This window comes from Saccharopolyspora sp. MMCC62 (genome assembly GCF_057736575.1).
The window spans coordinates 111,030-131,952 of record NZ_JBYKCM010000010.1 but is presented as its reverse complement, the minus strand read 5'-3'; the positions used below and the strand labels follow the sequence as shown (position 1 = coordinate 131,952).

Here is a 20,923-nt window from a genome sequence, read left to right as displayed (position 1 = left end):
GAAAACGCTGTCCTCGCGAGAATCCCGCTGAGAACCCGCGGCGGTGCCGGTGGCGTGCGTGGTCCCACTGCCGGCGGCTTCGCCGCTGGCGGGAGAGCGCGGATTCGCTGTTGTGGTTCGCGGGTCGGTGGTGGGGTGCGTGGAGTGCCGGCGTTGCTGCGCTGGGTGAACGGTCCGTTCGTCCGGTGCGGTCGGGTGGTCGGTCTCGTTGCGAGAGGTACTAGTGCCACTCGAACGAGTGAGTTGCTTGTTAAGGTCCTCTGCGGTCGGCGCCGGTGGACGGAGCCAACGGTTCCGGGAGGGCGGCATGGTCTCGGCACGGCGGATCTGGCGCGCGGTGCTGGCCGGCACGGCGGTGCTGGTTGTGACCGCGGGCTGCGCCGTCTCCGCCGGTTCCGGCAGCGGCACGCTGATCGGCGCGGCCGCCGCCGACCTCGGCGCGGCGCGGGTCGTCCCCGGTCAGGTGTACGCGACACGCGCGTCCGGGCCGCTGGAGCTGGATCTGTTCCTGCCCGAAGGATCCGGGCCGCACCCGCTGGTGGTGTACGCGCACGGCGGCGGCTGGGACGCGGGCGACCGGGCGCTCGACGGGCACCTCGCCATCGGCGGTGCCGCCGAATCGCTCGCGGCCGAACGGATGCTCAGCCGTGGTTTCGCGGTGGCCACAGTGGACTACCGGCTCAGCGATCTCGGCCCCGCTCCCGCGCAGGTCGAGGACGTCGCGGCCGCGGTCCGCTGGTTGCAGTCGCACGCGGGCGCGTGGAGCTTGGACGCCGACCGCGTGGTCCTGTGGGGAGCCTCCGCGGGCGGGCTGCTGGTCTCGCAGCTCGGGGCGGTCACCGACGACCCCGGCGAACCCGGTGGCGGGCTCACCGGCATCCGCGCGGTGATCGACTGGTTCGGACCGACGGACCTGAGCGCCGAAGCGGAACTGGCCACCCCGCAGCTGTCGGACTACTCGCGCCGGACGGTGCGCAAGTACCTCGGCTGCATGCCGAGCGAATGCCCGCAGCACGCGGCCGCGGCCAGCCCCGTCCGCAACCTCTCCGGCGCCGAGCCGCCGTTCCTCATCCAGCACGGCACCAAGGACTCGCTGGTGCCGATCGCGCAGAGCCTCAACTTCGCGGCCGAACTGCGCGAACTCGGCGTGGACGTGTCGCTGCACCCGTACGACGACTTCGACCACGGCTTCACCCCGGGCCCGAGCGTGCCGATGATCGTGGACGCGATCGACGAGTTCCTCGCCACTCACGTCTGATCCGCGGTCAGTTCTCGGCCGGGTCGCTGCCCACCAGCCCCTCCTCCTCGCGGCGCACGGTGCCGATCGAGGCGGCGCCGCCCGCGCCCTCCGCCAGCGGCTGCACCGCGCCGCGGAACGACTCCAGCGCGTCCAGCTCGCGGCGACGGGCCGAGACGAAGCGCTGCAGGTGCGTGCTGGAGAGGTTCACCGCCTCCACCGCGCCGGACGCGGCCCGCTGCGCGCGCACCGCCTGCGACCGCACCTGCTCGATGTCCTCGGCGATGGTGCGCTCGGTCGCCGCGAACAGCGCCGCCGAGGCCAGCACCGCGAAACCCGTGGGGCCGCACAGGAAGACCCGCTTGTCCAGCAGCCAGGACAGCAGGCTCGGATCGGTGTCCAGCGCGGTCACCACCGCTGCGTCCGACGGCACGAACATGATCGTTCCGTAGATCGCGTCCGCCCAGCGCTGGTAGCCCTTCCCGGACAGCTCCGCCGCCCGCGAGCGGATGTTGCGCACGTGCACCCGCAGCGCATCGCCGCGCTCCTGCGGGTCGTCGGTCTCCATCGCCTCCGCCCACACCGCGAGGCTCGCCTTCGCGTCCACCGGCACCTGCCTGCCGCCGCCGACGGAGAGCACCAGGTCCGGCCGCGCCGCGCCGCCCCCGGCCAGGTCGGTCTGCACGCTGAAGTGCACGCCTTCCCGCAGCCCCAGCGACTTCGCCGTCTCGACCAGCACCTGCTCGCCCAGCTCCCCGCGGCCGGTGATGGACGCGAACGCCACCTCGTACCGGCGCAGCGCCGCCTGCTGCTCCACGGTGCGGGCGCGTTCGGCCTCCACCATCCGCAGCGCCTCGTCGGCGCGGTGCGCGGAATCCGTGTAGAGCCGCCAGATCAGCACCAGCGCGGCCGCGAACAGCAGCACCAGCACGATCACGACGGCGATCAGCACGCCCATGGCGATCTCCTCTCGGCCGGGAACGGGGCTGATCATTCCGCATCCGGCCGGTGATCCGGTTCCGATCGGGTCGAGCACCACCTGATCGGCCCGAACCGGCGCGTTTTCCCTGGCAGGAACGCATGTCAGACTCGCCGTCCGCGTGTCGGCGCAACGGTCCGCCGGTCCGCCGGGAGGCCCGCCGCGAGTCCGGCGCGGTGTCGATCACCTGCGAAGACGATGTCGTGGACCGCGTCCCGGCGGCCTCGACGCAGCGCGATCGGAGTCGGAGGCGTTCGGTAACTTGACCGCCATGCGGGTGCTGCACACCTCCGACTGGCACGTGGGACGGACGTTCCACGGCCGCGACCTGCTCGCCGAGCAGGAAGCGGTCCTCACCGGGCTCGCCGACCTGGTCACCGCCGAAGACGTCGACGTGGTCGTCGTCGCCGGCGACCTCTACGACCGCGCCGTGCCCTCCGGGGAGGCCGTGGAGACCTGCGTGCGCGTGTTCGGCGCACTCCGCGCGGCCGGGGCGCGACTCGTCGTCACCCCCGGCAACCACGACTCCGCCGCCCGCGTCGGCGCCTTCGGCGAGTTCGCCGCCGCCGGTGGACTGCACCTGCGCACCCGCATCTCCCGGCTGCACGAACCCGTGCTGCTCGACGACGAGCACGGGCCCGTCGCCTTCTACGGAATCCCCTACCTGGAACCGGATCCGGCGCGCCAGGTCCTCGACTCGTCGCCCGACGTGCCCGGCGCGGCACCGGTCCAGGGCCGCGGGCACGAACCGGTGCTCGCCGAAGCGATGAACCGCGTCCGCGCCGACCTCGCGGGCCGGCCTGCCGGAACCCGGTCCGTGGTGCTCGCGCACGCCTTCGTCGTCGGCGGCGACGCCAGTGAATCCGAACGACCCATCGCCGTCGGCGGCGTCGACACCGTGCCCGGCGCGGTCTTCGACGGCGTCGACTACGTCGCGCTCGGCCACCTGCACGGGCCGCAGACCCTCGCCGAGCACCTGCGCTACTCCGGCAGCCCGCTCGCCTACTCGTTCTCCGAGGCGCGGCAGCGGAAGTCCGCGTGGCTCGTCGACCTCGACGCCGACGGGCTCCACGAGGTGCGCCGCCACGAACTGCCCGTGCCGCGCGCGCTCGCGACCGTCCGCGGCCGGCTCGAAGCGCTGCTCGCCGAACCCGAGTACGCCGAGTACGAGGACTGCTTCCTGTCCGCGACGCTCACCGACGACGTGCGGCCGGTGGACGGGATGCGCGCCCTGCAGGAGCGGTTCCCGCACGCGGTGCACCTCGAATGGCAGCCGGAGAACGGGCGCGCCACCGCGGAACTGCGCTACTCCGAAGCGGTGCGCGGGCGGGACGACACCGCCATCGCCGACGGGTTCGTCGCCGACTGCCGCGGCACCGAACCCACCGACGGCGAACGCGCGCTGCTCGCCGCGGCGCTGCACGCCGTGCAGGTCGCGGAGGTGCGGGAATGAGGCTGCACCAGCTCACGATCACCGCGTTCGGCCCCTACCGGGACCGGGTCGACGTCGACTTCGACGCGCTCGGCACCGACGGGCTGTTCCTGCTGCACGGCGACACCGGCGCGGGCAAGACCAGCCTGCTCGACGCCATCTGCTTCGCCCTCTACGGCGCGGTCCCCGGCGCCCGCGAACAGGTCAAGCAGCTGCGCTGCGACACCGCCGCCGCCGACGTGGTCACCTCCGTCGAACTGGAGCTGACCGTGCAGGGCCACCGGCTGCGCATCGTGCGCAGCCCCAAGTACGACCAGCGCAAGAAGCGCGGCGAAGGCACCACGACCCGCAACGCCAAGGCCTCGCTGACCTGGATCGACGACGCCCCCGGCGACGCGCCCTCCGAAGGTTCCAGCCGCATCGACGAGGTCAACCGCAGCGTGCAGCGGCTGCTCGGGATGAGCGTCGACCAGTTCACGAAGGTCGTGCTGCTGCCGCAGGGAGAGTTCGCGAACTTCCTGCGCGCCGAGACCACCGAACGCGAGAAGCTGCTGGAGAAGCTGTTCGGCACCCAGCGATTCGCCGACGTCGAGCAGTGGTTCGTCGATCACCGCCGGGAACGCGGCCGCGAAGTCGACGCCCACCAGCAGCAGGTCCGCGAACTGCTCGCCCGCACCGCCCAGGTCATCGGGCAGGACCCCGAGGACGGCGCCGACGAGCGGCACTGGCTGGAGAGCTGGGAGAAGCACCTCGCCGCCGAACTCGACGAGGCCCGGCGGCAGCACGCCGAACTCGGCACCCGGCGCGACGCCGCGGAACGGGAGCTCACCGCCCGCCGCGAACTCGCCGACAAGGTGCGCCGAGTTCGCAGCGCCCACGCCGAACTCGCCGAACTCGACGCGCGGCGCGCCGAGCACGAGCGGTGGCGCGCCGAACTCGACGCCGCCCAGCGGGTGCTGCCGGTGCTCACCGCGCGCCGCGCCGTCACCGAAGCCGAGACCGAACTCGACCGGGCCGCCCGCGAAGCGGCGCACGCCGAAACCGGCTGCCCCGACCCGGACGCGCCGCTCGACGACCTGCGCAGGCGCTCCGGTGCACACCGGGAACGCGCGGGCGCGCTCGCCGAACTGCTCCCGGAAGCCCGCAAGCAGGACTCCGACCGCGCCCGGCTCGCCGAACTCGACCGCGGCATCGACGCCGACGAACGCGCCATCGCCGAGCTGGACGAGCAGCAGGCCGCGCTGCCCGACCGGATCAGCGCCGCCCGCACCCGGCTCGACGAGGCGAAAGAAGCGGGCAGCCGCCGCGAGCAGGCCGAGGCGAAGGTCGACGAGCTCACCGAGCTGCTCCGCACCGCCCGCGCCGTGCCCGCCGCGCAGCAGGCCCACGACCAGGCCGCCGAAGCCGCCCGCCGCGCCGTGGACGAGCACCAGCGCGCCCGGGAGACCGTGCTCGACCTGCGCGACCGCCGGCTCGCCGGGATGGCCGCCGAACTCGCCGCCGGGCTCACCGCGGGCGACCCGTGCCCGGTGTGCGGTTCCGCCGACCACCCCGAACCGCGCTCGGCCGTCGACGACTCGGTCGGAGCCGAGGACGAGGAGCGCGCCCAGCAGGCCGAACAACGCGCCCAAGCCCGCCGGGACGACACCGCCGCGGCCGAGACCGAGGCGCGCAGGCACCTCGAACTGCTGCGGGACCGCGTCGGCGACCGCGGCACCGACGACCTCGCCGCCGAGACCGCCACCGCCACCGAACACCGCGACGCGGTGCGCGATCTCGCCGACCGAACCCCGGCGCGCACCCGGGAACTCGCCGAACTCGACTCCGCCGCGCAACGGCTCACCGAGCAGCGCGGCGAACTCGACCGGCGCATCGCCGCCGCGCGCACCGAACGCACCGGTCTCGCCGACGCGATCGACGCCCGCGCCGCCCGGCTCGACGCGGCCCGCGGCGAGCACGCCGACATCGACGCGCACCGCGCGCACCTGCTCGACCAGGTCGGGCGGCTCGACCGCCTCGTCGCCGCCCGCACCGCCCGCGACGACGCCGACGCCCGGCTCGCCAAGCAGCGCGCATCGCTGCGGACCGCGGCCGTCGACGCGGGCTTCACCGACGTCGAGGAAGCGCTGCGCGCGGAACGGGACGAAGCCCGGCGCGGCGAGCTCACCGATTCCCTCACCCGCGCCGAACAGCGGCGCGCCACCGCGCAGGCCGCGCTCGGCGGTGAGGAGCTCTTCGGCATCGACGCCGACACCGAGGTCGGGCTGGACACCGCCGCCGAAGCCGCCACCACCGCACGCGAAGCCGCCGAACGCGCCGCCGTGACCGCGCAACGCGCCGAACAGCGCGAACGCGACGTGCGGCAGCTCGCGACCCGGCTGCGCGCGGCCTGGGACGAACTCGGCCCGGCGCTCGCCGAGCACGCCGAACTCGAAGCGCTCGCCGACGTCGTCAACGGGCGCGGCCAGAACGCGCGCAAGATGTCGCTGCGCTCCTACGTGCTCGCCGCCCGGCTGGAAGAGGTCGCGGTCACCGCCACCCGGCGGCTGCGGCGGATGAGCGACGGCCGCTACTCGTTCGTGCACTCCGACGCCGCGGGCGCGCGCGGCACCCGCGGCGGGCTCGGGCTCGACGTGCTCGACGACTACTCCGGGCAGACCCGGTCCGCGAAGACGCTCTCCGGCGGCGAATCGTTCATGGCCTCCCTGTCGCTGGCCCTCGGCCTCGCCGACGTAGTGGCCGCCGAGACCGGCGGGGCGCTGCTGGACACGCTGTTCATCGACGAGGGCTTCGGCACGCTCGACGCGAACACGCTCGACCTCGTGATGGACACCCTCGACGAGCTGCGCGCCGGTGGCCGGGTGATCGGCCTCGTCTCGCACGTGGATGAGATGCGCCAGCGCATCGGGGTGCGGCTGCGGATCCGGAAGTCGCGGGACAACGGCTCCACCATCGAACTCGACACCTGACCACCGGCTTCCGATCTCGCGTTGCCCGCGGCGAAGCCGCTGACGTGCCGACCCCTTGATCGACCGGGCCGCCTGCGGGTTCACAGCGGTCTTCTCGCGAGACGGCGTGGTCCGCTGGGACCACCGGTGGACTCGATCCCGCAGCGAGACGACCGCCGAGGTCGCGCCACCCCTCGCCTCGCGACGAGAGCGGGTCGTCGCGGTCGGATGACAGGTGGGGGATTGCTCCTTAATGTCGGAGTCATGGCTCACTCCACGATCACGCGTTCCCGCGGCAAGCTCGTCGGCGGTGCGGCGGGCGTGCTCCTCGCGCTCACCGTCACCGCGGGCTGCGACGACCCGGCTCCGCCGCCGCAACAGCAGCAGGAGCAGCAGGAGCAGCAGGACGGGGAACAGCAGGACGGCGATCAGCAGGACGGTGATCAGCCGGGTCCGGATGAACAGGACCGGGACCAGCCGGACGACCACCGGGACGGGGACCAGCAGAACGGGGACCAGCACGACGACCGCGAGGACGACCAGGGCGACGGCGAGCAGGACGACGACTGACGCGGTCACCCCGATCGGCTGGACGCCCGATCCGGGCGCGCCGCGAACCGGGCTCGCCCCCGAGCTGGTCTTGCGTCCGGACCGGGCGCCCGGACCGGTCTTGCGTCCGGACCGGGCTTGCACCCGAGCTGGTCTTGCGTCCGGACCGGGCTCGCACCCGAACCGGGTGCGCGCGGTTCGGGTGCGGGCCACCTGCGCCGATCGCCGCCCGCACCACTTAGACTCACGGCCCGTGAGCCTCACCCTCGGAATCGTCGGGCTGCCCAACGTCGGCAAGTCCACCTTGTTCAACGCCCTCACCAGCAACGACGCGCTCGCGGCGAACTACCCGTTCGCGACGATCGAGCCGAACGTGGGTGTGGTGCCGTTGCCCGACCCCCGACTGGCCGAGCTCGCCGAGCTGTACGGCTCCGAGAAGCTGGTGCCCGCCACCGTGTCCTTCGTCGACATCGCGGGCATCGTGAAGGGCGCCTCCGAAGGCCAGGGCCTCGGCAACAAGTTCCTCGCGAACATCCGCGAAGCCGACGCGATCTGCCAGGTCATCCGCGTGTTCGACGACCCGGACGTGGTGCACGTCGACGGCAACGTCGACCCGTCCAGCGACATCGAGACGATCAACACCGAGCTGATCCTCGCCGACCTGCAGACCCTGGACAAGGCGCTGCCGCGGTTGGAGAAGGAAGCCCGCACGCACAAGGACAAGCGCCCCGCGCTGGACGCGGCCAACGAAGCGAAGCGGGTCCTCGACGAGGGCACCACCCTGTTCGCCGCGAAGATGGCCGACATCCCGGAGCTGCGCGAGCTGAACCTGCTCACCACCAAGCCGTTCCTGTACGTGTTCAACGCCGACGAAGGCGTGCTCTCCGACGAGGCCCGCAAGCAGGAGCTGCGCGACCTGGTCGCTCCCGGCGACGCCGTCTTCCTCGACGCCAAGGTCGAATCCGAGCTGATCGAGCTCGACGAGGAATCGGCCCGCGAACTGCTGGAATCGGTCGGTCAGCCGGAGCCGGGCCTGCACGCCCTGGCCCGCGCGGGGTTCCACACCCTCGGCCTCCAGACCTACCTGACGGCGGGCCCGAAGGAAGCGCGCGCCTGGACCATCCCGCAGGGCGCGACCGCCCCGCAGGCCGCCGGCGTGATCCACACCGACTTCGAGCGCGGTTTCATCAAGGCCGAGATCGTGTCCTTCGCAGACCTGGTCGAAGCGGGTTCGATGAACACCGCGCGCTCCGGGGGCAAGGTCCGCATGGAGGGCAAGGACTACGTCATGGCCGACGGCGACGTCGTGGAGTTCCGCTTCAACGTGTAGTCGGTCGCTGCAGATCAGGGGGCAGGACGGTGCTCGTGATTCCGCCGTCGGCAGTGCGGCGCTTCGACCTGCCCTGCTGCACGGCTCGGGCTCGTCGTGCCTGAGGTGACGATCCGCGAGTCGACGGGAGCCGCCGAGTTCCCGTCGTTCCTGCGGATCTGGCGCAGTGCGGTCGACGCCACCCACGACTTCCTGGACCCGCGGGACCGCGCCGAGATCGAGGAGCGCCTGCCCGTCGCGCACTTCCCGCAGGTGCGGATCAGCGTCGCCGAGCTCGGTGGTGCGCCGGTCGGTTTCGCGGGCACGTCCGGTACCGGCCTGGAGATGCTGTTCGTCGACGCGGCGCACCGCGGGCGAGGAGTCGGCCGCGCCCTCCTCGCGCACGCGGTGGTCGAGCTCGGGGTGACGTCCGTGGACGTCAACGAGCAGAACGCGCAGGCCGTCGGGTTCTACCTCCGGCACGGGTTCGCGATCACCGGGCGCAGCGAGCTCGACGACGAAGGGCGGCCGTACCCGCTGCTGCGGATGTCCCGCGACGGCCGAGCGGCGCCCTGACCGGCGGCGGCCCGGTCCGGCTCGCGCGTCAGGGCAGCGGGGACGGGGTGGGCGGTGCGGTGGTCCACGCGGCGAGCAGCTGGAGCCGTTCGGCCGTCGCCGAAGCAGGCTCCGCGATGTAGGTGGACAGGACGATCGACGGTGCCGAGTCGATCGTGAGCTGCTCGAATCCCAGGTCGAGGTGGCCCACTTCGGGGTGGTCGATCGCCTTGCTGCCGTCGCGGAGCCGCCCGACGTCGTGTCCCGCCCAGCGGGTGCGGAAGTCCTCGCTGCGGGTGGAGAGCTCCCCGATGAGCCCGGTCAGCTGCTTGTCGTGCGGCGTGGCCCCGGCTTGGACGCGCAGCATCCGCACGCAGGCGCTCGCGGCGTCGTCCAGGTCGGTGTAGAAGTCTTCGGCCGCCGGGTCGAGGAAGACGAACGCCGCCATGTTCGGCGGGGTGGCCGCGGAGCTCCTCGTCGGGCTGTCGTAGACGACGGAGAACAGGGCTCGGCCGAGGGCGTTCGCCGCCACGACGTCCAGGCACCTGTTGTGGGCGAGCACCGGGGTCTGGGGCATGGCGTCCATGAGCAGCCGCACCCGTTGCGGAACCGTCCGGGCCGGTTTGGTCCGCTTGCGGGCGAGTGCGGGGCGCCGCGCGGTCCGCGCGAGGTCGTAGAGGTACCCGATCTCGTCGGAGGTGAACCGCAGGGCTCGGGCGATGGAATCGAGGACGTCGTCGGACACGCCGGTCAGGTCGCCCTTCTCGATCCGGGTGTAGTAGTCGACCGACACCCCGGAGAGCATCGCGACCTCCTCGCGGCGCAGGCCGGGCACGCGCCGGATGCCGGGGAGCGAGGGCAGTCCCGCCACGTCCGGTGTGATCTTCGCGCGTCGGGTGGCCAGGAAGTCCCGCACGTTCTCGTCCTTCGACGCCATGCCCCGAGGCTAGATGCGCCCGCCGCTCCGATCCAGGCTCTGGTGGAACCCCGGAAGACCTGGTCGAGGGGGTTCTGGCCGAACCTGCCGCAGCCGCCGAACGGCTCCCACAGTGGAGGGCGTCCGGTGCAGCCGGGTCCGCCGGGAGCCGGCCGGACGCGCTGCACGGCGTTTCACCGGAGGAGGATCGTGAGCGAGAACATCGAGATCGAGACCCGCAACGGCTACGGCACCACGTTGGCCGCGGTCATCAACTTCCCACCCGAGTTCGACGAGGCCGAGGAGTACCCGGCGATCGTCGTCTCCCACCCGGGCGGTGGTGTGAAGGAGCAGACCGCGGGCACCTACGCGAGAGAGCTCGCCGAGAACGGGTTCGTGACCATCGCCTACGACGCATCGTTCCAAGGCGCGAGCACCGGCAGCCCCCGGCAGTTGGAGAACCCGCACGTCCGCACCGAAGACGTCAGCGCCGTGGTCGACCACCTGACCACCCTGCCGTACGTGGACGAGGAGCGGATCGGCGCGATGGGCGTCTGCGCCGGAGCCGGGTACACCGCGAACGCGGCGATCAACGACCCGCGCATCAAGGCCGTGGGCACCGTGAGCATGGTCAACATCGGCCAGATGTTCCGCAACGGCTGGGACGGCTCGGTCGCCGACGCCGATGCGGCACCCGCACTGGACCAGGCCGCCCGAGCGCGGACCACCGACGCCACCGGGCGGGGCGAGGACAACCGGTTCCCGCTCGCGCCGATGAACAGGGAGGACGCGCCGAACCCCGAGCTGGAAGAGGCGTGGGAGTACTACCACACGCCCCGCTGCGAACACCCCGCCGCGCCGGGCTGGATGACGGCGCGCAGCCTCAGCCAGATCGTCACCTACGACGCCTTCCACGAGGCCGAGGTCTTCCTCACCCAGCCGCTGTTGCTCATCGCGGGCAGTGATGCCGGTTCGAAGTGGATGAGCGACGACTTGCACGAGCGGGCGGCGAGCGCGGACAAGTCGCTCCACGTCGTGGAGGGGGCGAACCACATGTCGCTCTACGACGGCGAGAAGGAGGTCGCCGAAGCGGTCGCCCAGCTGGTTCCGTTCTTCCTCGGCACGATCTGACGCACCGACTCGGGGCGCGGCGCCGGGGTGCGTTCACCGCGGAGCCGCCACCGGACCCGGTGCGGGCACGCGCCGACGCACGCACCCATCGCATCGAGCACCGGAGTCGGCGCGCGGAACCGGACATCGCGGCCGCACGGCCGCCGAACGCGAGGGAGGCCGGCGACATGGCCGACTGGACCCAGGACGAACTGGCCCGCATCAACGCGGAGACCTACTTCACCGTCGGAGCGACCCTGCCCGACGGCACCACCCCGAAGACCGTGGACATCTGGTCGGTGCCCGTGGGCGGTCGGATCTTCATCCGCTCCTTCAACGGCACCCGGGGCAAGTGATACGGGCCCGCGCTGGAGACCGGGCGGGGACGCATCTCCGCCGGAGGAGTGCGGAGGAGCGTGCGTTTCGCCGCTGTTCCCGCTGATGACGAGGAGACCAACCGGGCGGTGGACGCCGCGTTCCTCGACAAGTACTCCGACAGCCCGTATTCGGTGACGATGTCGACCGAGCCCGTGCGCCGGAACACCCTCGAGGTCGTCCCCGTGGACTGAGCTCACGGGCAGGGGCGGTCTCCCGGGATGCGGCCCCTGCCCGCTCGCCGAGGGCGCGGGCCGGTCGGGTCGGGGAGGTCAGGCCCGGGTGCTGCGCAGCGCCTTGGTGCGGGTGATCGGTTCGCCCGACTCTCCGGTGCGCCGGCCGGAGGTGAACTCCGCGTACTCCGGGCCGTCCACGGCGTACAGGGCCAGGCGGCCGCGGGCGTCGGCGTGGATGCCCCAGCCGTAGCGCTTGCCCAGCGGCGAGGAACGCAGGCAGGCCCTGCTCCGCGCGAAGAACTCCCGGCGGGCGTCCGCCCGCTCCTCGTCCGGGATGGCGGCCCGGTCCGCGAAGACGGTGAAGATGACGTCGCCGGACGTGAACTCGTACGGGTGCTCGGCGATCAGCCGGTAGGTGCGCGCGGCGACCGACGGCGCCTCGGCGTTCAGCGGGGGCACCGTCGCGGTGGTGACCGGGCAGTCCTCGGCCACCTCGATGAACGTGTTCGTGCGATCGACCCGTTCCATGGCCGGAACGGTACGCCGGGGGACCGACGTCGGATGGGGAAGCGGCCGCTCCTCGAATCCGGTCCTCCTCGCCTCGGACCGCGATCGGCTGACCCCCGATCGATGACGAACACCGGGCGAACGCGATTCTCCGACCCGCCGCCCCCTCCGCTCGGGCACGTCCGGGTGAAAGGCGGGCGGGGCCGGTAGCGCAGCGCGGCCCGCCGCGAACCGTCGGCGACGCACCCCGGAGCAACGGAGTCGCACGCCGTGACCAGGCGATTTACGTTGTGCGCATGCAGCACATCACCCTGATCTGCGGAGACTGCAACGGCAAGGGGTGCAGCAACTGCGGCGGCACCGGAACGATCACCATCGTCGAGGACTAGGGCCGCGCCGAGCGCCCGCGAACCCCGCCCCGAGCAGGCCGTGCGCGACGGGGAACGCTGCTAGCGTGCCGAAATGGCCGCCAACGGGACCGTTCTGGTCATCGGATCCGGGGTGATCGGGCTCAGCACCGCCGTGGTCCTCGCCGAATCCGGCGTGCCGGTGCGCGTCCGCACCGACGAACCACCCGCCGACACCACCTCCGCCGTCGCCGGCGCGATCTGGGGTCCGGCACTGCTGCAACCCGCCGCTCGGGTGCGCAAGTGGGTCGCCGACACCTACCACCGGCTGGTCGAGCTCGTGGCCGACCCGGACAGCGGGGTGCACCTCGCCACCGGGCGGATGGCCGCGCGCGTCGACCTCGGCGACCAGCTGCCGCCCGAAGCGCTGCTGCTGCCCGACCTGCGCCCCTGCACCGCCGACGAGCTGCCCACCGGATTCCGCAGCGGCTACCGGGCGACGCTCCCGTTGATCGACATGCCGCGCTACCTCGACCACCTCACCGGCAGGCTCCTCGCCGCGGGCGGCGAACTGCTGATCAGCCCGGTGTCCTCGCTGGCCGACGCCGCGGGCGAAGCCGACCGCATCGTCAACTGCACCGGCGTCGGCGCGCACGAACTCGTCGGCGACCCCGGGGTGCGCCCGGTGCGCGGACAGCACGTCATCGTGCGCAACCCCGGCATCACCGAGTACTTCGTGGAAGTCGGCGCAGGCCCCGAGTTCACCTCGTACGTGCCGCACGGCGACCACGTCGTGCTCGGCGGCGTCGCGCGCGAGCAGGACTGGTCCCGCACGCCCGACCGCGAGGACGGCGCCGCCGTGCTGCGCCGCTGCGCGGACGTCGAACCGCTGCTCGCCGGGGCCGAAGTGCTTGGCGCCACCGTCGGACTCCGCCCCGGCCGCGACGCCGTCCGCCTCGAAGTGGAGCGGTTCGGCGGCGCCACCGTCGTGCACGACTACGGGCACTCCGGCTGCGGCGTCTCGCTGTCCTGGGGCTGCGCCGCCGAAGCCGCCGCGCTCGTCCTCCACCCGACGCGCTGACCGGGCGGGGCGGCAGCGGCGGAGCCGGCTCCCCGCGCAACGGCAGCCCGCGGCTCAGGTCGGCGCGGCTCAGGCCAGTGCGTCGACCACCCCGTCGATCTCCTCGGCCAGCGTGAAGTCCTTCGCGGTGAGACCACCCGCCGAATGCGTCGAGAGGGCGAACACGACGGTGCGCCACCGGATGTCCAGATCCGGGTGGTGGTTCTCGCTCTCCGCGATCTCCGCGACCCGGTTCACGGCCTGGATGGCCTGCGGGAAGCTCGCGAACTCCACGCTCCGCACGATCGTGGTGCCGTCCTGGGCCCACTCCGGCAGGCGGGACAGCGACTCGGCGACCTGGGTGTCGTTCAGCAGTTCGGTCATGCCCACATGGTGGTCGTCGGACGGCCGGAACGCGACCGTCGACCCCCGGCCCGGTGGTGGCACGTAGACTGCCGTCGCCACGGGAGTCCAGCGCGCTGGGCTGAGAGGAGGGGCGAATCCCCTCGACCGTCCGCACCTGAACCGGATCATGCCGGCGCAGGGAGGTGTCGCGATCAGCTCGAGTTCGCACGCGTGGCCGAGACCGGTGTGCTACTCGGGAGGACCGTTGAACCCCTTACTGCGCTGGGCCGCGGCACTCGCCGCAGCCGCGCTCACCACCGGATGTTCGCTCATCGGGAGCTCCGGCGAGGACACCGCGGCGCGCACCGTCACCCTCGTCGCGCACGACTCGTTCGTCGCCGACCCCGCGCTGCTCGCCGACTTCGAGAAGCGCAGCGGCATCCACCTGGAAGTCCGCAACAGCGGCGACGCCGGAGAGCTGACCAACAAGCTGGCGCTGTCCCAGGCCGCCCCGCTCGGCGACGTCGCCTACGGCGTCGACTCCACCTTCGCCTCCCGCGCGCTGCGCTCCGACGTGTTCGCCCCCTACCGGCCCGCCGCGGCCGACCGCGGACCCCAGCGCTACGCCCAGGGTGGGCAGGACCGGCTCACCGCCATCGACGTCGCCGACGTGTGCATCAACATCGACCCCGCCTGGTTCGCCGCGCACCGGCTGCCGGAACCGGCGACGCTGCAGGACCTCACCGACCCGCGGTACCGGAACCTCACCTCGATGCCGGACCCGACGACGTCCTCCCCGGGGCTGGCGTTCCTGCTCGGCACCATCGACGCCTTCGGCGAACCCGGCTGGCAGGACTACTGGCGCGCCCTCGACGCCAACGGCGTGCGGCTCTCCTCCGGCTGGGAAGAGGCCTACAACCAGGACTTCTCCGGATCCACCGGGCAGGGACCGCGGCCCATCGTGCTGTCCTACGCGTCCTCACCCGCCGCCGAGGTCGACGACAGCGGCACGCCGCGCACCAAGGCGCTGCTCGATACCTGCTACCGGCAGGTCGAATACGCGGGCGTGCTCACCGGCGCCGCGGACCCGCAGGCGGCGCGAGAAGTCGTGGACTTCCTGCTCTCGCCCGAATTCCAAGGCCAGGTCGCCGACCAGATGTACGTGTACCCCGCGCTCGACGGGGTCGCGCTGCCGAAGGGGTGGACGGCGAGCGCTCCGCTGCCGCCGCGGCCCAGGGAACTGCCCGCCGACGAAGTGGAGAACAACCGGGACCGGTGGGTCGAGCAGTGGCGGACGCTGGTCCGGGGATGACCGGCGAACTCCGGCGCCGGGTGCCGGTGGCGCTGGCCGCGGTGCTCGTCCTCGGCTTCCTCGGGGTGTTCTTCGCCTGGCCGGTCGCGGCGATCATCGGGCTCGGCGTGCGCGGCGACGTCGGAGCGGTGCTGGCCGAGCCGTCCACCTGGCGCCTCGTCGGCTTCACCCTCGGCCAGGCCGCCGCGTCCACCGCCGTCGCGCTGCTCTGCGGACTGCCGCTCGCGTACGTGCTCGCCCGGCTCGTCGTACCCGGCAAGGGACTGCTGCGGGTCGCGGTGACCGTGCCGTTCGTGCTGCCGACGATCGTCGTGGGCATGGCGTTCCGGGCGCTGTTCGGCGCCGACGGGGGAGTGCTGCCGATCGTGCTGGCCAACGCGTTCTTCAACGTCGCCGTCGTCGCCCGCACCATCAGCGGGCTGTGGAGCCACCTGGACCGGCGGATGGAGGACGCCGCGCGCTCGCTCGGCGCCGGACGACTGCGCACCTTCAGCTCGGTGACGCTGCCCGCGCTGCTGCCCGCGATCGGGTCGGCGGCGGCCGTCGTGTTCCTGTTCAGCGCCACCAGCTTCGGAGTGGTGCTGGTGCTCGGCGGGGGACGGCTGCGCACCTTGGAGACCGAGATCTACCTGCGCACCGTGCAACTGCTGGACCTGCCCGGTGCCGCGGCGCTGTCCCTGCTCCAGCTGGTCGCCGTCGTCGCCGCGCTGCTCGTGGCCACCCTCGCGCGCCGCCGCCGGGAGACCGCGCTGCGGCTGCGCGCGCCCGCGACCACCGCCCGGCCGCCGCAGGGCGCGGAGTGGTGGATCGTCGGGCTAGCCGGTGCCGTGCTGTGCGCGCTGCTCGCGCCGATCGCCACGCTGCTGGTGCGGTCGGTGTCCACCCGGGACGGGTGGGGGCTCGCGGGATACCGCGCGCTGCTGGGCAGCGGGCAGCCCGGAACCTTGGAGGTCACCGGGCTCGAAGCCGCGCTGAACTCGGTGCGCACCGCGGTGGACGCCACCTGGATGGCACTGCTGCTCGGACTGCTCGCCTCGTTCGTGCTCGTCGCCGTGCGGCGGCGGTTCGTCGCCGAGAGCCTCGACCTCGCGCTGATGCTGCCGCTGGGGGTGTCCGCGGTGACCGTCGGCTTCGGCTACCTGATCACGCTCGGCTCGCTGCCCGGGGACCTGCGCACCTCACCGCTGCTGGTGCCGTTCGCGCAGGCGCTGGTGGTGACGCCGCTGGTGATCCGCACCGTGCTGCCGGTGCTGCGGGCCATCGACGACCGGCTGCGGCAGGCCGCGGCGACGCTGGGTGCCGGACCGTGGCGGGTACGCCGCGAGATCGACTTCCCGCTCGCGGTGCGCTCGGTGCTGGCCGCCGCTGGTTTCGGATTCGTCGTCGCGCTCGGGGAATTCGGCGCCACCAGCTTCCTCGCCCGGCCCGATGCGCCGACGCTGCCGGTGGCCATCGCCCGGCTGCTCGGCAGGCCGGGCGAACTCAACTCGCAACTCGCCTACGCCGCCTGCGCGCTGCTGATGATCGTCACCGTGCTGGGCGTGGTGCTCATCGAACGGCTGCGGGTGGGGACCGACGCCGTGGAGGACTTCTGATGGGGCTGGAAGTGCAAGGGCTCACCGTCCGCTTCGGCGACACCACGGCGGTGCGCGACGTGCGGCTCTCGGTGCTGGACGGCGAGGTGCTGGCGCTGCTCGGCCCGTCCGGCTGCGGGAAGTCCACGCTGCTGCGGGCCGTCGCCGGGCTCGAGCGCCCCACGGCGGGCTCCGTGCGCTGGAACGGGCGCGACCTCGCCGCCGTGCCGGTGCACCACCGCCGGTTCGGGCTGGTCTTCCAGGACGGGCAGCTGTTCCCGCACCGGAACGTGGCGGGCAACGTGGCGTTCGGCCCGCGGATGCGCGGCGTCGGCGGCGCGGCCCGGGCGGCGCGCGTCGCCGAGCTGCTCGAACTCGTCGGGCTGGCCGGGTACGAGGACCGGCGGGTCACCGACCTGTCCGGGGGCGAGGCGCAGCGGGTCGCGCTGGCTCGGGCGCTGGCCGCCGATCCGGAGCTCCTGCTGCTGGACGAACCGCTCTCCGCGCTGGACCGGATGCTGCGCGAGCGGCTCGCGGTGGACCTGGCCGCACTGCTCGGCCGCGGCGAGTCGACCGCGCTGGTCGTCACGCACGACCACGACGAGGCGTTCACCCTCGCCGACCGGGTCGCCGTCATGGCCCGCGGCACGATCTTGCAGGCCGACACTCCCGACCTGCTGTGGCGGCATCCCGCGGACGAGGAGGTGGCCGCGTTCCTCGGCTGCACCACCTTCCTGCCCGCGGAGGTCCGCGACGGCGTGGCGACCTGCGCGCTCGGCGCCGTCGACGTGACCGCGAAGGACGGGGCGGCACGGCTCGGACTGCGGGCCGCCGGAGTGCGCGCCCGGCGCATCCGGCCCGGCGATCCCGCACCGGCAGGACCGCTCGGCGCGGTGCGCGAGCGGGTGCACCGGCACGACCACGTCCGGCTCGCCGTCACCGTGCCGGAGCTCGGGCAGGTGGAGGCCGTCGCGCACATCGCCGATGCTCCCGCGGTCGGCGACGAGGTCCGGCTGCGCCTCGACCCGGACGGGGTCGCGCTCGTCGGCGGTGACTGACCTCGCCCGGTTCGTCCGCCGCCGTTCGCGAGCCGTCCGGCTCCGGTGCGGTGGTTCCAGGACCGCGGAAGCCCACCGCACCGGACCTCGATCAGACGTCCCGGGTGACCATGCGCAGCACTGTCGCCGAGAGCCCGATCACCAGGTAGCAACCGGCGCGCAGCAGGCCCGTGGACAAGGTGTCCGTGAAGATCGGATCCCGCAGCACGTCGATCACGGCCGACCAGTCGGTGGTGATCAGCAGCGGGCGCATCCACTCCAGCGACGGCACGGTGCCCAGCACGCCGAACACGATCAGCGCCGCCATCGTCCCGGTCATCACCACCAGCGGGTGCTCGGTCAGCGAGGACAGCGCCAGTGCCACCGCGCCGACCGCCGCCATCTGCGCCGCGCACCACAGCACCGCCAGCGCGATGCGCCCCAGCGCCGCGCCGAGCGACAGCGTCGTCCCGGACAAGGTCACCAGGCCGTCACCGCCGACGATGATCAAACCGGTGAGCAGGCCGCTGACCGCCAGCACGAGCACGGACAGCAGCACCATCAGCAGCACGCCGGCCGCCTTGACGCCCACCAGCCGGACCCGGCTGATCGGCGCGATCAGCAGCCCGCGCAACGTGCCGTGCGAGGTCTCGCCTGCGATCGCGTCCGCCGCGACCATCGCCACCACGAGCGGCAGCAGCATCGTCTGCGCGAGCACGATGCTCGCCACCGGCAGCACCAGCCCGTTGCCCGCGACCGCGCTGAGCACCGGTGGCCCGCCGCCGCGGCTCGGACCGCCGGTCAACGCGATGCCCGCGCCGATCAGCACCGGCAGCCCCGCCAGCATGAGCAGCGCCAGCAGGTTCCGCGGCCGCCGCAGCACCCAGCGGAACTCGGCCAGCAGCACCCTGCCCAGCGGTGCTGAGCGGCGCGCCTGCGGGGCCGCGACAGCCTCGGCCGGTGCGGGGGCGGTCATGATTCCTCCTCGGTGAGCCGGGCGAACAGGTCTTCCAGGCCCGCGCGCCCGCGACGTGCCTCGTGCACCCCGACGTCGGCGCGGACCAGCGTCGCCACCACTTCCGGGGCGTCCACTTCGGACAGTTCCACCCGCAGTGCGCCCTGCTCGGTCCGCGCCGAGATCCCGCTGTCCCGCAGCGCTTCCAGCCCGGCGTCGAGGTCCGGCGTGGAGATCATCAGGTGCGGACCGCCGGACTCCAGCAGGCCCGCCAGCTCGCCCTGCGCCACCAGCGTGCCCCGGTGCATCACGGCCACGTGCGTGCAGGTCGCCTCCACCTCGGACAGCAGGTGCGAGGACACCAGCACGGTCGTGCCGACGGCGTGCAGCTCGGCGATGATCTGCCGGATCTCCCTGGTGCCCGCCGGGTCCAGCCCGTTGGTGGGCTCGTCGAGCACCACCAGCTCCCGCGGCACCAGCAGGGCCGCGGCCAACCCCAGCCGCTGCTTCATGCCCAGCGAGTAGCCGCGGAACCGGCGACCCGCCGCGGCCGCCAGCCCGACGCGGTGCAGCGCCCCGTCCACCGCGGCCCGGATGTCCGCGCTCGCCAGGTCGGGTTCCATCGCGGCGCACCGCAGCAGGTTCTCCCGCCCGGACAGGAACGGGTGGAACCCCGGTCCCTCGACGAGCGCCCCGACCCGGGGCAGCACCCGGTCGGACTCGTCCGGCAGCGCGTGCCCCAGCAGTTCGACCGAGCCCGCCGTGGGCTTGATCAAGCCCAGCAGCATCCGGATCGTGGTGGTCTTGCCCGAACCGTTCGGCCCGAGCACCCCGACCACGGCGCCGCGGGGCACGGCGAGATCGATGCCCGCCACCGCCACGGTGTCGCCGTAGGTCTTGCGCAGGCCCGAGGTCCGCGCGGCGTACACCTCGACCGCGGCGGGGGCGGACGTCGCCGCCCCCGCCTGCTCGGCCTGGTCGGCCACTTCGGTCATCACGGAGTCCCGATCGCGGCGGTGAGCACCTGCTCGGGAACCGCACCGGCCGCGACACGCCCGTCGGAGGTGACCAGGGCGGAACCGACCTTGGTGCTGATCAGCCAGCCGTCACCCCACGGGCCGTTGACCGGCTTGCCCAGCTGCTGCGCCATCGCCTGCGGGTTCATCCGCTCGCCACCGCGCTTCCCGTCCTCGCCGCGCGGCGAGCCGGGGCGGTCCTGCTGCGCCGCCTGCTGCGGCAGGTGCGCGACCAGCACGGTGTCCCAGCCGTCGCCGACGACGGTCGGGTGCTGCCCGGCGTGCTCCGGACTGCCCTCCGGGCGACCTTCCCGGTGGTGCCGATCCCCGGCAGGGGCCTCTTCGACCTTCGCACCGGCCGGTGGGGTGAAGCGGAACATCGCCGGGTCCGGCTGGGACAGGTCGAGCTCGGAGAACCCGGCGCGCAGCGCCGGTTCGTCCGAACCGTTGGTCAGCACGGTGACCTCCAGCGGCGAGCGGGTCTGCGCGTCCACCGCGAGCCGGACCTCGCGCAGCACGGTGCGCTCGGTCGGCTTCGGCGTCAGCACCAGCTCGTAGGCGTCCCGGCCCGCGACGGTCGCGGTGCCGTCCACGGCGACGTCGCTGGTCTGCCGCAGCCGCCCCACGATGTCCCGGGAGAGCGCCGCCGGGTCCCGGTCGACGTCCTCGCCGCCGTGGCCGAGCGGTCCGCGGCCGTCCGCGTCGCCCGGGTGCTCCGGCTTGGTGGTCTTGGTGGCGGTGCGGGACTCCGAGTCCCACTTCCACAGCGCGGTGCCGTCGTCCACGACGGTCACCTCGCCGGAGGACGAGGGCAGCGAGGCGCGCTTGTGCCCCTCTCCGTCGTTCCACACCCGCAGCGTGCTGCTCCCGTCGCCCAGCATCGAGCCGGCCCCGCCGTCGACGCCCGGCAGCGCGGGGAGCCCGAGCGCGTTGTCCACCCGCACCGTGCCGGTCAGCGCCGGAGGAGTCGAGGTCAGCACCGATTCGACCAGCTGCTCCGGCGCGACCGGCGGCAGCTGCGGGTCCTCGTCCGCGCCGGCCGGCAGGCTCAGCACGGTGAGGCCGAGCAGCCCCGCCAGTCCACCCGCCGAGGCGGCGACCATGACGTTCCTGCGTTTCATGCGGTCCTCCTGGTGATCCGATCCGCTGCCCTGAGCGTGATCCCGCACAGCTGAGATGGACCT

Annotated in this window: 18 protein-coding genes, 1 pseudogene and 1 riboswitch; of the genes and pseudogenes, 12 read left to right on the top strand and 7 right to left on the bottom strand. The window is 73.2% G+C overall.

Annotated features, from left to right (window positions below; translation table 11 throughout):
* Positions 1-307: 307 nt before the first annotated feature.
* Positions 308-1,258, top strand: a complete 951-nt coding sequence (locus AC29IT_RS22740) for an alpha/beta hydrolase fold domain-containing protein (RefSeq protein ID WP_488220048.1) — start codon at positions 308-310, stop codon at positions 1,256-1,258.
* Positions 1,259-1,265: 7 nt separating this feature from the next.
* Here AC29IT_RS22740 and AC29IT_RS22735 read toward each other — a convergent pair whose 3' ends face one another.
* Positions 1,266-2,195 carry a DNA recombination protein RmuC gene (locus AC29IT_RS22735; RefSeq protein WP_488220047.1) on the bottom strand — a complete coding sequence of 310 codons (930 nt, stop codon included), beginning with the start codon at positions 2,193-2,195 and terminating at the stop codon, positions 1,266-1,268.
* A gap of 292 nt (positions 2,196-2,487) precedes the next feature.
* Here AC29IT_RS22735 and AC29IT_RS22730 point away from each other — a divergent pair, with 292 nt between their 5' ends.
* The 5 genes from AC29IT_RS22730 (at position 2,488) to AC29IT_RS22710 (ending at position 9,030) form a co-directional block, all read left to right on the top strand.
* Positions 2,488-3,669, top strand: coding sequence for an exonuclease SbcCD subunit D (locus AC29IT_RS22730; RefSeq protein WP_488220046.1), 1,182 nt, complete (start codon positions 2,488-2,490; stop codon positions 3,667-3,669).
* Entirely contained in the window at positions 3,666-6,617 is a 2,952-nt protein-coding gene (locus AC29IT_RS22725) for an AAA family ATPase (RefSeq protein WP_488220045.1), read from the top strand. Before AC29IT_RS22730 ends, AC29IT_RS22725 begins: the two co-directional genes overlap by 4 nt.
* Before the next feature lie 243 nt (positions 6,618-6,860).
* Positions 6,861-7,166, top strand: coding sequence for a hypothetical protein (locus AC29IT_RS22720; RefSeq protein WP_488220044.1), 306 nt, complete (start codon positions 6,861-6,863; stop codon positions 7,164-7,166).
* Between the two features lie 232 nt (positions 7,167-7,398).
* Positions 7,399-8,475: a redox-regulated ATPase YchF gene (gene ychF, locus AC29IT_RS22715; RefSeq protein WP_358439869.1), complete on the top strand. Its 1,077-nt coding sequence runs from the start codon at positions 7,399-7,401 to the stop codon at positions 8,473-8,475.
* Positions 8,476-8,580: 105 nt separating this feature from the next.
* The gene (locus AC29IT_RS22710; protein ID WP_488220043.1) at positions 8,581-9,030 is read left to right on the top strand and encodes an acetyltransferase; all 450 of its coding nucleotides are present in this window, start codon (positions 8,581-8,583) and stop codon (positions 9,028-9,030) included.
* A 28-nt stretch (positions 9,031-9,058) separates the two neighbouring features.
* Here AC29IT_RS22710 and AC29IT_RS22705 read toward each other — a convergent pair whose 3' ends face one another.
* Positions 9,059-9,946 (bottom strand): helix-turn-helix domain-containing protein, encoded by an 888-nt coding sequence (locus AC29IT_RS22705; protein WP_488220042.1) that lies wholly within the window; start codon positions 9,944-9,946, stop codon positions 9,059-9,061.
* Between the two features lie 189 nt (positions 9,947-10,135).
* Here AC29IT_RS22705 and AC29IT_RS22700 point away from each other — a divergent pair, with 189 nt between their 5' ends.
* Positions 10,136-11,056, top strand: a complete 921-nt coding sequence (locus tag AC29IT_RS22700) for an alpha/beta hydrolase (protein ID WP_488220041.1) — start codon at positions 10,136-10,138, stop codon at positions 11,054-11,056.
* 167 nt (positions 11,057-11,223) lie between these two features.
* A pseudogene (locus tag AC29IT_RS22695) lies at positions 11,224-11,604 on the top strand (DUF2255 family protein).
* A gap of 78 nt (positions 11,605-11,682) precedes the next feature.
* Here AC29IT_RS22695 and AC29IT_RS22690 read toward each other — a convergent pair.
* The gene (locus AC29IT_RS22690; RefSeq protein ID WP_488220040.1) at positions 11,683-12,114 is read right to left on the bottom strand and encodes a DUF6157 family protein; all 432 of its coding nucleotides are present in this window, start codon (positions 12,112-12,114) and stop codon (positions 11,683-11,685) included.
* Positions 12,115-12,555: 441 nt separating this feature from the next.
* On the opposite strand from AC29IT_RS22690, the gene AC29IT_RS22685 reads away from it, so the two are divergent.
* Positions 12,556-13,521, top strand: a complete 966-nt coding sequence (locus tag AC29IT_RS22685) for an FAD-dependent oxidoreductase (protein ID WP_488220039.1) — start codon at positions 12,556-12,558, stop codon at positions 13,519-13,521.
* 69 nt (positions 13,522-13,590) lie between these two features.
* Here AC29IT_RS22685 and AC29IT_RS22680 read toward each other — a convergent pair whose 3' ends face one another.
* Positions 13,591-13,884, bottom strand: coding sequence for a 4a-hydroxytetrahydrobiopterin dehydratase (locus AC29IT_RS22680; protein WP_258343104.1), 294 nt, complete (start codon positions 13,882-13,884; stop codon positions 13,591-13,593).
* Positions 13,885-13,953: 69 nt separating this feature from the next.
* Positions 13,954-14,064: riboswitch (TPP riboswitch) on the top strand.
* A gap of 46 nt (positions 14,065-14,110) precedes the next feature.
* Between AC29IT_RS22680 and AC29IT_RS22675 the strand changes: the two genes are divergently transcribed.
* Genes AC29IT_RS22675 through AC29IT_RS22665 form a run of 3 tightly spaced genes read left to right on the top strand, consistent with a single transcriptional unit; the run spans position 14,111 to position 17,789 of the window.
* Positions 14,111-15,157: a thiamine ABC transporter substrate-binding protein gene (locus tag AC29IT_RS22675; protein WP_488220038.1), complete on the top strand. Its 1,047-nt coding sequence runs from the start codon at positions 14,111-14,113 to the stop codon at positions 15,155-15,157.
* A complete protein-coding gene (locus AC29IT_RS22670; RefSeq protein ID WP_488220037.1) occupies positions 15,154-16,752 on the top strand; it encodes an ABC transporter permease in 1,599 nt (532 codons plus the stop codon). Before AC29IT_RS22675 ends, AC29IT_RS22670 begins: the two co-directional genes overlap by 4 nt.
* On the top strand, positions 16,752-17,789 hold the full coding sequence (locus AC29IT_RS22665; RefSeq protein WP_488220036.1) for an ABC transporter ATP-binding protein: 1,038 nt from the start codon (positions 16,752-16,754) through the stop codon (positions 17,787-17,789). The genes AC29IT_RS22670 and AC29IT_RS22665 overlap by 1 nt, the downstream gene beginning before the upstream one ends.
* Before the next feature lie 91 nt (positions 17,790-17,880).
* On the opposite strand, the gene AC29IT_RS22660 is transcribed toward AC29IT_RS22665, so the two are convergent.
* The 3 genes from AC29IT_RS22660 to AC29IT_RS22650 are packed head-to-tail and all read right to left on the bottom strand — an operon-like array spanning position 17,881 to position 20,860.
* A complete protein-coding gene (locus AC29IT_RS22660; RefSeq protein WP_358439901.1) occupies positions 17,881-18,744 on the bottom strand; it encodes an ABC transporter permease in 864 nt (287 codons plus the stop codon).
* Positions 18,741-19,718 carry an ABC transporter ATP-binding protein gene (locus AC29IT_RS22655; protein ID WP_488220035.1) on the bottom strand — a complete coding sequence of 326 codons (978 nt, stop codon included), beginning with the start codon at positions 19,716-19,718 and terminating at the stop codon, positions 18,741-18,743. Before AC29IT_RS22655 ends, AC29IT_RS22660 begins: the two co-directional genes overlap by 4 nt.
* Positions 19,718-20,860 (bottom strand): LolA family protein, encoded by a 1,143-nt coding sequence (locus tag AC29IT_RS22650; RefSeq protein WP_488220034.1) that lies wholly within the window; start codon positions 20,858-20,860, stop codon positions 19,718-19,720. Before AC29IT_RS22650 ends, AC29IT_RS22655 begins: the two co-directional genes overlap by 1 nt.
* Between the last annotated feature and the right edge of the window lie 63 nt (positions 20,861-20,923).

Bases quoted from the DNA above. Each gene is read 5' to 3' on its own strand.
- AC29IT_RS22735 (WP_488220047.1), bottom strand. From the start codon at position 2,195: ATGGGCGTGCTGATCGCCGTCGTGATCGTGCTGGTGCTGCTGTTCGCG.
- AC29IT_RS22650 (WP_488220034.1), bottom strand. From the start codon at position 20,860: ATGAAACGCAGGAACGTCATGGTCGCCGCCTCGGCGGGTGGACTGGCG.
- AC29IT_RS22705 (WP_488220042.1), bottom strand. From the start codon at position 9,946: ATGGCGTCGAAGGACGAGAACGTGCGGGACTTCCTGGCCACCCGACGC.
- AC29IT_RS22655 (WP_488220035.1), bottom strand. From the start codon at position 19,718: ATGACCGAAGTGGCCGACCAGGCCGAGCAGGCGGGGGCGGCGACGTCC.
- AC29IT_RS22690 (WP_488220040.1), bottom strand. From the start codon at position 12,114: ATGGAACGGGTCGATCGCACGAACACGTTCATCGAGGTGGCCGAGGAC.
- AC29IT_RS22685 (WP_488220039.1), top strand. From the start codon at position 12,556: ATGGCCGCCAACGGGACCGTTCTGGTCATCGGATCCGGGGTGATCGGG.
- AC29IT_RS22665 (WP_488220036.1), top strand. From the start codon at position 16,752: ATGGGGCTGGAAGTGCAAGGGCTCACCGTCCGCTTCGGCGACACCACG.
- AC29IT_RS22725 (WP_488220045.1), top strand. From the start codon at position 3,666: ATGAGGCTGCACCAGCTCACGATCACCGCGTTCGGCCCCTACCGGGAC.
- AC29IT_RS22680 (WP_258343104.1), bottom strand. From the start codon at position 13,884: ATGACCGAACTGCTGAACGACACCCAGGTCGCCGAGTCGCTGTCCCGC.
- AC29IT_RS22670 (WP_488220037.1), top strand. From the start codon at position 15,154: ATGACCGGCGAACTCCGGCGCCGGGTGCCGGTGGCGCTGGCCGCGGTG.
- AC29IT_RS22720 (WP_488220044.1), top strand. From the start codon at position 6,861: ATGGCTCACTCCACGATCACGCGTTCCCGCGGCAAGCTCGTCGGCGGT.
- AC29IT_RS22740 (WP_488220048.1), top strand. From the start codon at position 308: ATGGTCTCGGCACGGCGGATCTGGCGCGCGGTGCTGGCCGGCACGGCG.
- AC29IT_RS22660 (WP_358439901.1), bottom strand. From the start codon at position 18,744: ATGACCGCCCCCGCACCGGCCGAGGCTGTCGCGGCCCCGCAGGCGCGC.
- AC29IT_RS22730 (WP_488220046.1), top strand. From the start codon at position 2,488: ATGCGGGTGCTGCACACCTCCGACTGGCACGTGGGACGGACGTTCCAC.